This is a genomic window from Klebsiella sp. X1-16S-Nf21 (genome assembly GCF_002837615.1).
In the GTDB taxonomy this organism is placed as follows: domain Bacteria; phylum Pseudomonadota; class Gammaproteobacteria; order Enterobacterales; family Enterobacteriaceae; genus Klebsiella; species Klebsiella variicola.
Map to the genome: position 1 here is coordinate 1 of NZ_PJDK01000049.1, position 14,495 is coordinate 14,495.

Here is a 14,495-nt window from a genome sequence, read left to right on the forward strand (position 1 = left end):
CCAGCTGGCCGACGACAATGGCGTGGAACTGTCGGCGACGTTGCTCTCCGCCCACGCCACGCCGCCGGAATATCAAGGAGATGCCGATGGCTATATCTCGCTGGTCTGCGAGACCATACTGCCGACGCTGTGGCAGGAGGGACTGTTTGAAAGCGTTGACGTCTTCTGTGAAAACGTTGGCTTCAGCCCGCAGCAAACCGAGCGCGTATTTCAGGCGGCGCAGGCGCTGGGCATTCCGGTAAAAGGCCACGTTGAGCAGCTCTCGTCGCTGGGCGGTGCGCAGCTGGTGAGCCGCTATCACGGACTGTCCGCCGACCATATCGAGTATCTGACGGAAGAGGGCGTGGCGGCGATGCGCGAAAGCGGCACCGTGGCGGCCCTGCTCCCCGGCGCGTTCTACTTCCTTAATGAAACCCGCAAACCGCCGGTGGAACTGCTGCGCAAATACCAGGTGCCGATGGCGGTGGCGACCGATTTCAACCCCGGCACCAGCCCCTTCGCCAGCCTGCATCTGGCGATGAACATGGCCTGCGTCAAGTTTGGTTTAACGCCGGAAGAGGCCTGGGCCGGGGTAACGCGCCATGCCGCGCGGGCGCTGGGGCGGCAGGACAGCCACGGTCAGCTGGCGGCGGGCTTTGTGGCTAACTTTGCCATCTGGGATGCCGAGCATCCGGTCGAGATGGTGTATGAGCCGGGGCGCGCGCCGCTCTGGGGACGCGTGGTACGAGGAGAACGGCAATGATGCTGTGGCAAGCTACGCCCGCCAGTCTCTGGCAGGGACGCGATGATAGCGCGGAAGCGCCCAATGCGCTGCGCCTGTTCCAGACTATCGCCCGCGCGGAACGCTTCGCGCCGCAGGAGATGCCCGGTGATATCGCGCTGCTCGGCTTCGCCTGTGACGAAGGCGTCCGGCGTAACAAAGGGCGTACCGGCGCCGGGCATGGTCCGGAAGCGCTGCGCCGGGCGCTGGCCAATATGGCCAGCCATCAGGGCCACGACCGCTGCGTGGATATGGGCACCATCAGCGTCGACGGCGAACAGTTAGAAGCCGCGCATCAGGCGCTGCGCGAGGCGGTGGCCGCCTGCCAGCGTGCCGGCAAACGCACGCTGGTCCTGGGCGGCGGTCATGAGACGGCCTTCGGCCATGGCGCTGGGGTTCTGGATGCCTTTCCGGGCGAAAAAGTGGGCATTATTAATCTCGATGCGCATCTGGATTTACGCTTTGCCGAATGCGCCAGCTCCGGGACGCCGTTCCGCCAGCTGGCGCTGGAGTGTGACGCCCAGCAGCGCGGTTTTCACTATACCTGCATCGGCGTCAGCCGGGCGGCGAACACCCAGGCGCTATGGGATGAAGCAGCGCGCCGCCAGGTGGCTGTCGTTGAGGATCTGGCGGTGCTGGCGGCCTTCGACACTCACGTGTTGCCGGAGCTGGAGCGCAATATCGCGCAGTATGATCGTCTGTATCTGACCATCGATCTCGACGTGCTGCCGGCGCGCGAAATGCCGGCGGTTTCCGCGCCGGCGGCGCTGGGCGTGCCGCTGGCAATCCTGCTGCGCATCGTTGAGCCGTTGTGCCGCAGCGGAAAGCTGCAGGCGGTGGATTTGGTCGAGTTTAATCCGCAATTTGACATCGACGGACAGGGTGCCCGCGCGGCGGCCCGTCTGGCATGGCAAATCGCCCATTGGTGGCGCTAGCGATCCGCGCTATTATTTTCGCTTCGCCGCTCCGCTTATTATGCATAAGGAAAGCCAGGCCATGTTTGCACAACAACCTCGTTCCGCGCCCGCGCCTTTCTATGAAAAGGTGAAGCAGGCGATTAGCGAAAAAATCTACCGCGGCGAGTGGCGTCCGCACGACCGAATTCCCTCGGAGGCTGAACTGGTTGCCCAGTTCGGCTTCAGCCGGATGACCATCAACCGCGCGCTGCGCGAGCTGACGGATGAAGGCCTGCTGGTCAGGCTGCAGGGGGTCGGGACCTTCGTCGCCGAGCCGAAAGGGCAGTCGGCGCTGTTTGAAGTGCGCAGCATTGCCGATGAAATTGTCTCTCGTCGCCATCAGCACCGCTGTGAAGTGCTGCTGCTGGAGGAGACCGAAGCCGATCTCATTCAGGCGGAGGCGCTCACCGTCGCCGAAGGCACGCGTATCTTTCATTCACGGATGGTGCATTTCGAAAACGAGGTTCCGGTACAAATCGAAGATCGCTGCGTGAATGCTGCGGTGGTGCCGGATTACTTGTTACAGGATTACACCACTACCACGCCGCATGATTATCTGTCGCTGATCGCGCCATTAACCGAAGGCGAACATATTGTCGAGGCGGTGCAGGCGACGTCAGAGGAGTGCGCGTTGCTGCGCATTCTGCCGCACGATCCCTGCCTGCTCATTCGCCGTCGCACCTGGTCGAAGACGCATATCGTCTCACACGCTCGCCTGCTGTTCCCCGGCGCGCGCTACCGTCTGCAGGGCCATTTCAGCTCGTAATTTTCCCTGGCGTCAGCAAAACGTGATTGCTGACGCAATATAACAAAATTGTATCATTTCTGTTAAATCCTGGCTTGCGCATAGTTGTATAGACAAGTATATGTATCTACGTACACAACGTTAATTGTCAGGAGAAACCCCGATGTCGCAAAGCAAATATCGCCAGCTGGACGTCCGTGCACCGAGAGGCACGACGCTGACCGCCAGGAGCTGGTTGACCGAAGCGCCGCTGCGTATGTTAATGAACAACCTCGATCCCGATGTCGCTGAAAACCCGCATGAGCTGGTGGTCTATGGCGGTATTGGTCGCGCTGCGCGCAACTGGGAATGCTATGACGCTATCGTGAAGGCGCTGAAAAACCTGGAAAGCGACGAGACTCTGCTGGTGCAGTCCGGCAAACCGGTCGGCGTCTTTAAAACGCATGAAAACTCGCCGCGCGTGCTGATCGCTAACTCCAACCTGGTTCCGCACTGGGCCACCTGGGAACACTTCAACGAACTGGATGCCAAAGGGCTGGCGATGTACGGCCAGATGACCGCCGGCAGCTGGATCTACATCGGTAGCCAGGGCATCGTGCAGGGCACCTACGAAACCTTCGTCGAAGCCGGTCGCCAGCACTATCAGGGCAGCCTGAAAGGCCGTTGGGTATTAACCGCCGGTCTGGGCGGCATGGGTGGCGCGCAGCCGCTGGCCGCGACGCTGGCGGGCGCCTGCTCGCTGAACATCGAATGTCAGCAGAGCCGCATCGATTTCCGTCTGCGTACCCGCTACGTAGATGAACAGGCCACTTCTCTGGATGACGCCCTGGCGCGCATCAAAAAATACACCGCCGAAGGCCGCGCCATCTCCATCGCGCTGTGCGGCAACGCTGCGGATATCGTGCCAGAGCTGGTGAAACGCGGCGTGCGCCCGGATATGGTTACCGATCAGACCAGCGCCCACGATCCGCTGCATGGCTATCTGCCGAAAGGCTGGAGCTGGGAGGAGTATCAGCAGAAAGCCGAATCCGATCCGCAGGGCACCATTCTGGCGGCGAAACGCTCAATGGCCGACCACGTGCAGGCGATGCTGGCCTTCCACGAGATGGGGGTGCCGACCTTCGACTACGGCAACAACATTCGCCAGATGGCGCAGGAAGTGGGCGTCAGCAACGCCTTCGATTTCCCGGGTTTCGTGCCGGCGTATATCCGCCCGCTGTTCTGCCGGGGTATCGGCCCGTTCCGTTGGGTAGCGCTGTCCGGCGATCCGCAGGATATCTACAAAACCGACGCGAAAGTGAAAGAGATCATTAAAGATGATAAGCATCTGCACCACTGGCTGGATATGGCGCGCGAGCGCATCAGCTTCCAGGGACTGCCGGCGCGTATCTGCTGGGTAGGCCTGGAGTGGCGTCAGAAGCTCGGTCTGGCGTTTAACGAAATGGTGCGCAGCGGCGAAGTCTCCGCGCCGATCGTGATTGGCCGCGATCACCTTGATTCCGGCTCCGTCGCCAGCCCGAACCGCGAAACCGAAGCCATGCGCGACGGCTCAGATGCGGTATCCGACTGGCCGCTGCTGAACGCTTTGCTTAACACCGCCAGCGGCGCGACCTGGGTGTCGCTGCACCACGGCGGCGGAGTAGGTATGGGCTTCTCGCAGCACTCCGGGATGGTTATCGTCTGTGACGGTACCGATGAAGCGGCGGCGCGTATCGCTCGCGTCCTGCGCAACGACCCGGCGACCGGCGTGATGCGTCATGCCGATGCGGGTTACGATATTGCTATTGAATGCGCAGCAGAACAGGGTCTGAATCTTCCGATGGTGGCAGCAACGCAGGGGAACGCTAAATGAAATCGTTAACGCTCATTCCGGGGAAACTGAGCCTGTCGCAGCTCCGCGAGGTTTACAGCCACCCGCTGAACATTACCCTCGACAGCAGCGCGTTTGCCGCCATTGATGAGAGCGTGGCCTGCGTCAACGCCATCCTTGCCGAAGGGCGTACCGCCTACGGTATCAACACCGGTTTTGGCCTGCTGGCGCAAACCCGTATCTCGACGGACGATCTGGAGAACCTGCAGCGTTCGCTGGTGCTGTCCCATGCGGCGGGCGTAGGTGAGCCGCTGGACGACGACCTGGCGCGGCTGATTATGGTGTTGAAGATTAACAGCCTGTCCCGCGGTTTCTCCGGGATCCGCCTGAGCGTGATCCAGGCGCTGATTGGCCTGGTGAATGCCGGCGTGACGCCGTGGATCCCGGCGAAAGGTTCCGTCGGCGCCTCCGGTGACCTCGCACCGCTGGCGCATATGTCGCTGACGCTGCTGGGCGAAGGCAAAGCGCGGGTACGCGGCGGCGAATGGCTGCCGGCCACCGACGCGCTGCGTCAGGCGGGGCTGGAACCGATTACCCTGGCGGCGAAAGAGGGATTGGCGCTGCTGAACGGCACCCAGGCCTCGACGGCTTTTGCGCTGCGCGGTCTGTTCGAAGCCGAAGATCTGTTCGCCTCCGCGGTCGTCTGCGGGGCGTTAACCACTGAAGCGGCGCTGGGTTCGCGTCGTCCGTTCGACGCGCGTATTCACGAGGTGCGCGGCCAGCGCGGGCAGATTGATGCGGCGGCACTGTATCGTCACCTGTTGACCGATGACAGCGCGATCTCGCGGTCGCATCATAATTGCACCAAGGTTCAGGATCCGTACTCACTGCGCTGCCAGCCGCAAGTGATGGGCGCCTGCCTGACGCAGATCCGCCAGGCGGCGGAAGTACTGTTAGCCGAAGCGAATGCGGTCTCCGATAACCCGCTGGTCTTTGCCGCCGAAAATGACGTCATCTCCGGCGGTAACTTCCACGCCGAACCGGTGGCGATGGCGGCGGATAATATCGCGCTGGCGATCGCCGAAATCGGCTCGCTCTCCGAGCGTCGTATCGCGCTGATGATGGACAGCCATATGTCGCAGCTGCCGCCGTTCCTCGTGAAAAATGGCGGCGTCAACTCCGGGTTTATGATTGCCCAGGTCACAGCGGCGGCTTTGGCCAGTGAAAACAAAGCGCTGTCACACCCGCATAGCGTTGATAGCCTGCCGACGTCCGCCAACCAGGAAGACCACGTCTCGATGGCGCCGGCTGCCGGCCGTCGCCTGTGGGCGATGGCGGAAAACACCCGCGGCGTACTGGCCGTTGAGTGGCTGGCGGCGGTGCAGGGCCTGGATATGCGCGAAGGGCTGACCACCAGTCCGCTGCTGGAAGAGGCGCGCCATCTGCTGCGCGAACGCGTATCTCACTATACGCAGGATCGTTTCTTCGCCCCTGATATTGAAAATGCCATTGCACTTTTGGCTGCACGTCACCTGACGCGTCTGCTGCCTGCCGTACTGCATTAATCACCGTTGTTCTCTGTACCCGCGTCGGGGGAAGTCATTCCCCCGGCCGACCTACATCGCATATTTGTCGTCATATAAAAAAATCAGGACACCTGTATATGCAACAACAACACAAACCGCATCTGCTGCGCGGGCTGAATGCCCGACACATTCGTTTTATTGCGCTCGGTTCCGCTATCGGCACCGGGCTGTTCTACGGTTCGGCCTCCGCCATTAAGGCGGCGGGCCCGGCGGTGCTGCTGGCCTACCTGATTGGCGGCGCGGCGGTCTTTATGGTCATGCGCGCGCTGGGTGAAATGGCGGTGCGCAATCCGGTTTCCGGCTCCTTTGGCAGCTATGCGCGCCAGTATCTCGGGCCGCTCGCCGGGTTTATCACCGGCTGGACCTATACCTTTGAAATGGTGATCGTGGCGCTGGCCGACGTCACCGCGTTCGGTATCTATATGGGGTTGTGGTATCCCGATGTGCCGCGCTGGATCTGGATCCTCAGCATCATTTTCTTTATTGGCGCGATGAACCTGTGCAACGTGCGGGTGTTCGGCGAGATGGAGTTCTGGCTGTCGCTGATTAAAGTGGTGGCGATTATCGCCATGATGGCGGCGGGCGCGGGGATCATCTTCTTTGGCTTTGGCCATAGTTTCCCGGCTACCGGGCTGGAAAATTTGTGGAGCCACGGCGGCTTTGCGCCACATGGCTGGCAGGGGATCATCGCCTCGCTTGGCATCGTGATGTTCGCTTTCGGCGGCGTGGAAATTATCGGCGTCACCGCGGCGGAAGCGCAGAACCCGAAGAAGGTCATCCCGCAGGCCATCAACACCATTCCGCTGCGTATTATTCTGTTTTACGTCTGCACCCTGGCGGTGCTGATGGCGATCTTCCCGTGGAATAGTTTTGGCGAGCAGGGCAGTCCGTTTGTGCTGATCTTCGATGGCCTCGGGATCCCGGCGGCGGCGACCGTGCTGAATATCATCGTGATTAGCGCCAGTATCTCGGCGATTAACAGCGATATTTTTGGCGCCGGGCGCATGATGTACGGCATGTCGAAAGAGGGGCTTGCGCCGAAGTGCTTCCAGCGGATTGCCAGCAACGGCGTACCCTGGATGACGGTGGTGGTGATGGGCGTGGCGCTGCTGGTGGCGGTGGTGCTTAACTATCTGATGCCGGAGCAAGTCTTTGTGCTGATTGCCTCGCTGGCGGCGTTCGCCACCGTCTGGGTATGGCTGATGATCCTGCTCTCTCATTTCTCGATGCGCCGCGGTTTGTCGGCCGAAGAGCGCAGTAAGATCGAATTCCCGATCCCCTTCTGGCCGGTTGGCCCGCTGTTGACGCTACTGTTTATGGGGCTGGTGATCGCCGTGCTGGGAATGGTGGAAGAGACGCGCGTGGCGCTGTTAGCCGGGCTGGTCTGGCTGGGGCTGCTGACGGTGGTGTGGTATGCACGCGTGCGTAAAACCGCGCTGCAGGTGGCCACGGAACAGTAAGGTCAATCTCCCCGGTGGCGCTGCGCTTACCGGGGCTACAAATGGCACGGAGCGTAGTATTGTAGGACCGTAGGCCGGGCAAGGCGTCAGCCGCCGCCCGGCATAAAAGCGGCTCCGCGCCCGCGGCAATCGCCCGGCGGCGCTGCGCTTGCGTAGGTCTAAGGATATTGTAGGTCGGGTAAGCGTAGCGCCACCCGACAATATACCGGCACCGTGGGTTGCCCGGATAAGGCGCAAGCCGCTATCCGGGGGGATAATTAACTGAACAGGGCGGTGATGGAAGCGCTGGCGAGGGAATGGAAATGGACGTTAAAGCCGACCATCGCGCCGCTGGCCTCGGCATCGACATCAATCTTATCGATATCCAGGGCGTGGACGGTAAAAATGTAGCGGTGGGTTTCGCCCTTCGGCGGTGCCGCGCCGCCGTAGCCTGCCTTACCAAAATCGGTGCGGGTCTGAACGGCCTCTTCCGGTAGCTCCGCCTGACCGGAGCCGGCACCCTGTGGTAGCACCCGAGTATCGGCAGGCAGGTTGACTACCACCCAGTGCCACCAGCCGGAGCCGGTCGGTGCATCCGGGTCGTAGCAGGTGACGACAAAGCTTTTGGTGCCCGCGGGCACATCATCCCACATCAGGTGCGGCGAAATATTGTCGCCATCATAGCCCATGCCGTTGAAGACGTGACGATTAGGCAGCTTGCCGCCGTCCTGGAGATCGTGACTGATCAATTTCATGCTTCATCCTCATTGATAATGTGCAGATTAACAAAGAAGTGTAGCCTTCCCGGCGGCGCAAATCCGCTGTTTATTCGCTAAAAAATGTTTCGTCCTGCACGGCCAGGTTGACCGCACGGGTCAGGCGGGTCAGCTGTTTGGGCGTGATGATGTACGGGGGCATCAGATAAATCAGACGGCCAAACGGGCGGATCCACACCCCTTGTTCGACGAAAAAGCGCTGCAGGGCGGCCATATTTACCGGACGCCGGGTTTCAACCACGCCAATCGCGCCCAGCACGCGCACATCGGCGACCAGCGCAGATCCCCGCGCCGAAGCCAGCTCGGCCTGTAGTTGGGCTTCAATCGCCGCCACCTGCTGTTGCCACTCGCCGCTCTCCAGCAGGCGCAGGCTTTCGCTTGCCACCGCGCAGGCCAGCGGATTGCCCATAAAGGTGGGGCCGTGCATAAAGCAGCCGGCTTCGCCATTGCTGATGGTTTCCGCGATCTCGCGGGTGGTCAGTGCGGCGGAAAGAGTCATGGTGCCGCCGGTCAGCGCTTTACCCAGACACAGAATATCGGCGGCGATACCAGCGTGTTCGCAGGCGAACAGTTTGCCGGTGCGGCCAAAGCCGGTAGCAATCTCATCGGCGATCAGCAAAATCCCTTCCCGGTCGCACATTTTACGCACCCGCCTCAGCCACTCCGGATGGTACATCCGCATTCCGCCGGCGCCCTGGACGATCGGTTCGAGGATCACCGCGGCGATGTCGTGGCGATGCGCGGCCATCAGGCGGGCAAACGGCACCATATCCAGCTCATCCCACTCGCCGTCGAAGCGGCTTTGCGGCGCGGGGGCAAACAGGTTATCCGGCAGATAGCCCTGCCACAGGCTGTGCATTGAATTCTGCGGATCGCAGACCGACATCGCGCCGAACGTGTCGCCATGATAGCCGTTGCGGAAGGTCAGGAAACGACGACGCGGCTGGCCTTTGGCCTGCCAGTACTGCAGCGCCATTTTCATCGCCACCTCTACCGCCACCGAACCGGAATCGGCGAGGAAAACGCACTCCAGCGATTCCGGGGTCATCGCCACCAGTTGGCGGCACAGCGCCACCGCCGACGGATGGGTGATCCCGCCAAACATCACGTGCGACATCTGATCGATCTGCGCTTTCATCGCCGCATTGAGGCGCGGGTGATTGTAGCCGTGGATCGCCGCCCACCAGGAGGACATGCCGTCAACCAGTTGTTCACCGCCGGCGAGGGACAGCTCGCACCCGTGGGCGGAAACCACCGGGTAGACCGGCAGGGGAGAAGTCATAGAGGTGTAGGGGTGCCAGATGTGGCGCCGATCGAAGGCGAGATCGTCCAGTGTCATAAGCGACTTGTAAACCATTTTGAAAACATTTAGGTTTACGAGTATAAACCGAACCGCAAATTAACAAAACCTTTTGGAGAGGCTAATGGCTCACCACGCACGCTGGACAATGTCGCAAGTTACTGAGTTATTTAATAAACCACTCATCGATCTGTTATTCGAAGCGCAGCAAATCCACCGCCAGCATTTTGACCCGCGTCAGGTGCAGGTCAGTACGTTGCTGTCGATTAAAACCGGCGCTTGTCCGGAAGACTGTAAATATTGCCCGCAAAGCGCACGCTACAAAACCGGTCTTGAATCCGAGCGCCTGATGGAGGTCGAGCAGGTGCTGGAGTCGGCACGTCAGGCGAAAAACGCCGGCTCCACCCGCTTCTGCATGGGCGCGGCGTGGAAGAACCCCAATGACCGCGATATGCCCTATCTGGAGCAGATGGTGAAAGGCGTCAAGGCGCTGGGGCTGGAGTCCTGTATGACGCTCGGTACCCTTACCGATAGCCAGGCGCAGCGCCTGGCCGGCGCGGGGCTTGATTACTACAACCATAACCTCGACACCTCGCCGGAATTTTACGGCAACATCATCACCACCCGTACCTATCAGGAGCGTCTGGATACGCTGGATAAAGTGCGCGATGCCGGGATCAAAGTCTGCTCCGGCGGCATCGTCGGGCTGGGAGAGACCGTAAAAGATCGCGCCGGGCTGCTGCTGCAGCTGGCTAATCTGCCGACGCCGCCGGAGAGTGTGCCGATCAACATGCTGGTGAAAGTTAAAGGCACGCCGCTGGCGGATAACGACGATGTCGACGCTTTCGATTTCATCCGCACCATCGCCATCGCACGCATCATGATGCCCACCTCTTACGTGCGTCTCTCCGCCGGCCGCGAACAGATGAACGAGCAGACCCAGGCGATGTGCTTTATGGCCGGGGCGAACTCGATTTTCTACGGCTGCAAGCTGCTCACCACGCCGAACCCGGAAGAGGACAAAGACCTGCAGTTGTTCCGCAAGCTGGGAATCAACCCGCAGCAGACGGCGGTGCTGGAAGGCGATAATGAGCAGCAGCAGCGCCTGGAGCAGGCCTTACTCACCCCCGACACTGAGGAATATTACAACGCGGCGGCGCTATGACCTGGCAGCAACGAATCGAGCGGGCGCTGGACGAGCGGCGGGCGGCGGAGGCGTTTCGCCGTCGCCTGCCGGTAAGCCACGGCGCCGGACGCTGGCTGGAGCGTGAAGGGGAGCGCTGGCTCAACTTCTCCAGTAATGACTACCTGGGCCTGAGCCAGCATGCCGGCATTATCGCCGCCTGGCAGCAGGGGGCGGAACGTTATGGCGTCGGCTCCGGCGGATCGGGCCACGTAAGCGGCTATAGTGAGGCCCACCGCGCGCTGGAAGAGGAACTTGCCGACTGGCTCGGTTACCCGCGCGCGCTACTGTTTATCTCCGGCTTTGCCGCCAATCAGGCGCTGGTTGCCGCGCTGGCGGAAAAAGAGGATCGGATTGTCGCCGACCGCCTGAGCCACGCCTCCCTGCTGGAAGCGGCGAGCCTCAGCCCGGCCCAGCTGCGGCGCTTTGCCCACAACGATCCGCAGCAGCTCGCGCAACTGCTGGCGAAACCGCTGGACGGTCTGCAGTTAGTGGTGACTGAAGGCATTTTCAGTATGGACGGCGACAGCGCGCCGCTGGCGGCCATTCATGCCGCAGCGCAGACCGCCGGGGCGGTATTGCTGGCGGATGACGCCCACGGCATCGGCGTGGTTGGTGAGGAAGGGCGTGGAAGCTGCGCCGCGCAGGGGGTGCGCCCGGAGCTGCTGGTGGTCACCTTCGGTAAGGCGTTTGGGGTGAGCGGCGCGGCGGTACTGTGCAGCGAATCGATGGCCGATTATCTGCTGCAGTTTGCCCGTCATCTGATCTACAGCACCGCCATGCCGCCCGCCCAGGCGGTGGCGCTGAGCGCGGCGCTGCGGGTCATTCGTAGCGATGAGGGCCAGCAGCGGCGGGAAACTCTGGCCGCCCGCATCCGTCAGTTCCGTGCAGGGATGGGCGATGTGTCGCTGGGGCTGACCGATTCCGTCAGCGCGATCCAGCCGCTGATCGTCGGCGATAACGCGCGAGCGCTGAGCCTGGCCTGCCGTCTGCGCGAGGCCGGCTGCTGGGCGACGGCGATCCGACCACCGACGGTGCCGGTCGGCAGCGCTCGCCTGCGTCTGACCCTGACCGCCGCTCATCAGGCTGAGGACATTAACCGTTTACTGGAGGCGCTGCATGGTCACGGTGAATAAGCAGGCGGTGGCCGCGGCGTTTGGCCGGGCGGCCAGCGGCTATACGCAACATGATGAATTGCAACGGCGTAGCGCCGATCTGCTGCTGCGCCAGCTGGCGCGCCGCGATTTTGCTCAGGTGCTGGATGCCGGCTGCGGCCCCGGCAGCATGAGCCGCTACTGGCGTGAGGCGGGCAGCGTGGTGACCGCGCTGGATCTCTCCGCCGGCATGCTGGCCCAGGCGCAGCGCCACAACGCCGCACAGCATTATCTGCAGGGCGATATCGAAGCGCTGCCGCTGCCGGATGGCTGCGTCGATCTGGCATGGAGCAACCTGGCGGTGCAGTGGTGCGACGATCTGCGCGCGGCGATCGGCGAGCTGTGCCGGGTGGTGCGGCCCGGCGGGCGGGTGGCGTTTACCACGCTGCTGGCCGGATCGCTGCCGGAGCTCAATCAGGCGTGGCAGGCTATCGACGACCGGCCACATGCCAACCGTTTTCTCAGCGAACCGGCGGTAAGGGCCGCACTGAGCGGCCTGCGCGCCGAAGGCGTCGTTCATCAGATTAGCCTGCCGTTCGCCGATGCGCTGAGCGCTATGCGCTCCCTGAAGGGCATCGGCGCTACCCATTTGCACCAGGGGAGGGCATCCGCCCCGCTTGGCCGCGGCAAACTGCGCGAACTGCAGCTGGCCTGGCCGCAACAGCAGGGTATCTGCCCGCTGACGTATTATCTTTTTACAGGAGTCATTGAACGTGACTAAACGTTTTTTCGTCACCGGAACCGATACTGAAGTCGGGAAAACGGTCGCCAGCAGCGCGCTGCTGCAGGCGGCGAACCAGTTGGGTTTTAACACCGCCGGCTATAAACCGGTGGCTTCCGGTAGCGACCTGACCGCACAAGGGTTACGCAATGAAGATGCGCTGGCCCTGCAGCGTAATAGCCGGGTGGCGCTGAGCTATGAACAGGTCAACCCTTATACTTTTGCCGAACCGACCTCGCCGCATATTATTAGCGCCGATGAAGGGCGACCGATTGCCGCTGCGGCGCTTTCCAGTGGCTTACGCGAACTGGAGCGCCTGGCAGACTGGGTACTGGTGGAAGGGGCCGGCGGCTGGTTTACGCCGCTCTCGGACACCCTGACCTTCGCCGACTGGGCGCAGCAGGAGCAGCTGCCGGTGATTCTGGTGGTGGGGGTCAAGCTCGGCTGTATCAACCATGCGATGCTTACCGCCCAGGCGGTGCGCCAGGCGGGGCTGCCGCTGGCGGGCTGGATCGCCAATGACGTGCAGCCGCCGGGCAAGCGCCATGGCGAATATCTGGCGACGCTGAAAAACCGGTTGGCCGCGCCGTTTCTTGGTGAAATACCGTGGCTTGTCGATATCGCGCAGCGCGACGATCTCGGCCAGTATCTGGATCTCAGCGCGCTGGATCTGGCGTCATCCACTGCGCCAGCAGCGGTTCATCCAGCGCCATAATATCGCCCTCGGCGACATTACGCCCCCGGTGAAGGACACAGAACCGATCCGCCACCCGGCGGATAAAGGGCAGGTGCTGCTCGGCGAGCAGCACCGTCAGACCGATATCGCGATTTAACCGCAGCAGCAATTCCGCCAGCTTTTGCAGGCAGCGCGGCCCTGCGCCGCGTGAGGGTTCGTCAAGGATCAGCAGTCGTGGCTGGACGATCAGCGCCCTGGCCAGCGCCAGCTGGTACTGATCGTCGGCGCTTAGCGAAGCGCCTTTGCGCTGCCGTAGCGCATAGAGTTCGGGAAAATGGTCATAAATTTCGCCGCCGCTGGCGTTAGCCCCGGGTTTCCCGGCCGCCAGGGCAATATGCAGGTTCTCTTCCACGCTGAGCTGGGAAAAGATGCGTTTATCCTGCGGCACGTAGCCGATGCCGATGGCGCTGCGCGACTGAGCGGACAGGGGGGTGAGATCGCACGGCGGGGCGCCAATGTCATGCCAGGTCATCCGACCGCTGGCCACCGGCAGATGGCCGGCAATGCAGTTGACCAGGGTGGTTTTTCCCATTCCCTCGCGTCCCAGTACGCCAATGCACTCTCCCGGGCGTAGTTCAAGATCGACATTCCACAGCGAGTGCTGATTACCGTAAAAATGATTTACTGCCTGTAAATTCAACATGGACGTTTTCTCCTTATCCTGGCGTCAGGGCGACAGAAAGATGCTGCAAAACTCTTGCCAGGAAAAAGAACGCTCGGAAAAAACCGCGAAACGCCGACACCATCGGGCATAGTCAGCGCGGGCGCTGCACTTTTCCGGTGCCCGACGCTAAAGGGTGGTGCAAAAAGCAGCAAAAATCGAGCGGCTTTAAACGGATAGTTATCAAAAATAGTTCGATAAAAATTTTTCGCCGCACGGTTTACAGCGAAAGTCGATTTGCGCCGGGCGGCGGCGGTCTTGGGCTGCAGACAGTTATCCACTATTCCTGTGGATAACCTTGTGCATTAGAGTTAGAAAACCTGCGGTAAGCTAGAGCGTACGCGGCCTGCGGCTGAATTGGCGCGAAAGGCGTCTTTTCGTTAAAGCACTTAAATATCAGCGTGTTATATAAAATCAATGGGTGTAAGAAAAGCGTCATCTACTGCCATAAAACTTTCACCCGTCCGCTTGACAAATGTTAAAAGGTAAAAATTTCTGGGGATAACCCTGCCGGCCGGAGGATTATTCCACCCGGCGCGCGTTTTATGCGCACCATGGCGCCGAAATAAGCCGTTTACTGACGCTATCATAGTAATGTACTGTTTAAATATCCAGTATAATTTGTTGGCAAAAAATGGCCCGGAGGGTAGAATTAAACACCGGCCGCT

The 14,495-nt window shown here is 61.3% G+C and carries 13 protein-coding genes and 1 pseudogene; 10 read left to right on the forward strand and 4 right to left on the reverse strand.

Annotated elements, in window-relative coordinates:
- The 6 genes from CW267_RS20135 to CW267_RS20160 form a co-directional block, all read left to right on the forward strand.
- A partial coding sequence (locus CW267_RS20135) for an amidohydrolase family protein (protein ID WP_165787456.1) occupies positions 1-742 on the forward strand: 742 nt, incomplete at its 5' end.
- A complete protein-coding gene (gene hutG / locus CW267_RS20140; RefSeq protein WP_023297244.1) occupies positions 739-1,695 on the forward strand; it encodes a formimidoylglutamase in 957 nt (318 codons plus the stop codon). The genes CW267_RS20135 and hutG, both read left to right, overlap by 4 nt.
- A gap of 61 nt (positions 1,696-1,756) precedes the next feature.
- Positions 1,757-2,482, forward strand: coding sequence for a histidine utilization repressor (locus CW267_RS20145; RefSeq protein WP_008805728.1), 726 nt, complete (start codon positions 1,757-1,759; stop codon positions 2,480-2,482).
- A gap of 142 nt (positions 2,483-2,624) precedes the next feature.
- Entirely contained in the window at positions 2,625-4,313 is a 1,689-nt protein-coding gene (hutU, locus tag CW267_RS31410; RefSeq protein ID WP_008805729.1) for a urocanate hydratase, read from the forward strand.
- Positions 4,310-5,836 (forward strand): histidine ammonia-lyase, encoded by a 1,527-nt coding sequence (gene hutH, locus CW267_RS20155; protein ID WP_032729716.1) that lies wholly within the window; start codon positions 4,310-4,312, stop codon positions 5,834-5,836. Before hutU ends, hutH begins: the two co-directional genes overlap by 4 nt.
- Positions 5,837-5,934: 98 nt before the next feature.
- A complete protein-coding gene (locus tag CW267_RS20160; RefSeq protein ID WP_022065242.1) occupies positions 5,935-7,317 on the forward strand; it encodes an amino acid permease in 1,383 nt (460 codons plus the stop codon).
- 257 nt (positions 7,318-7,574) lie between these two features.
- Here CW267_RS20160 and CW267_RS20165 read toward each other — a convergent pair whose 3' ends face one another.
- Positions 7,575-8,051, reverse strand: coding sequence for a kinase inhibitor (locus CW267_RS20165; protein WP_012542402.1), 477 nt, complete (start codon positions 8,049-8,051; stop codon positions 7,575-7,577).
- Between the two features lie 70 nt (positions 8,052-8,121).
- Positions 8,122-9,411, reverse strand: a complete 1,290-nt coding sequence (gene bioA / locus CW267_RS20170; RefSeq protein ID WP_012542401.1) for an adenosylmethionine--8-amino-7-oxononanoate transaminase — start codon at positions 9,409-9,411, stop codon at positions 8,122-8,124.
- 85 nt (positions 9,412-9,496) lie between these two features.
- Here bioA and bioB point away from each other — a divergent pair, with 85 nt between their 5' ends.
- From bioB to bioD, 4 genes are read left to right on the forward strand one after another with little or no spacing between them, the layout of a single operon-like run.
- Entirely contained in the window at positions 9,497-10,537 is a 1,041-nt protein-coding gene (bioB, locus tag CW267_RS20175; protein ID WP_008805734.1) for a biotin synthase BioB, read from the forward strand.
- Positions 10,534-11,691, forward strand: coding sequence for an 8-amino-7-oxononanoate synthase (gene bioF / locus CW267_RS20180; protein WP_023339814.1), 1,158 nt, complete (start codon positions 10,534-10,536; stop codon positions 11,689-11,691). Before bioB ends, bioF begins: the two co-directional genes overlap by 4 nt.
- On the forward strand, positions 11,675-12,430 hold the full coding sequence (gene bioC, locus CW267_RS20185) for a malonyl-ACP O-methyltransferase BioC (RefSeq protein ID WP_023339815.1): 756 nt from the start codon (positions 11,675-11,677) through the stop codon (positions 12,428-12,430). The genes bioF and bioC overlap by 17 nt, the downstream gene beginning before the upstream one ends.
- The gene (gene bioD, locus CW267_RS20190) at positions 12,423-13,145 is read left to right on the forward strand and encodes a dethiobiotin synthase (RefSeq protein WP_012542397.1); all 723 of its coding nucleotides are present in this window, start codon (positions 12,423-12,425) and stop codon (positions 13,143-13,145) included. Before bioC ends, bioD begins: the two co-directional genes overlap by 8 nt.
- On the opposite strand, the gene CW267_RS20195 is transcribed toward bioD, so the two are convergent.
- Positions 13,087-13,809: an ABC transporter ATP-binding protein gene (locus CW267_RS20195; protein WP_008805739.1), complete on the reverse strand. Its 723-nt coding sequence runs from the start codon at positions 13,807-13,809 to the stop codon at positions 13,087-13,089. The genes bioD and CW267_RS20195 overlap by 59 nt on opposite strands.
- A gap of 89 nt (positions 13,810-13,898) precedes the next feature.
- Positions 13,899-14,108: pseudogene (locus CW267_RS20200) on the reverse strand (hypothetical protein); the annotation flags it as partial.
- Positions 14,109-14,495: the final 387 nt, after the last annotated feature.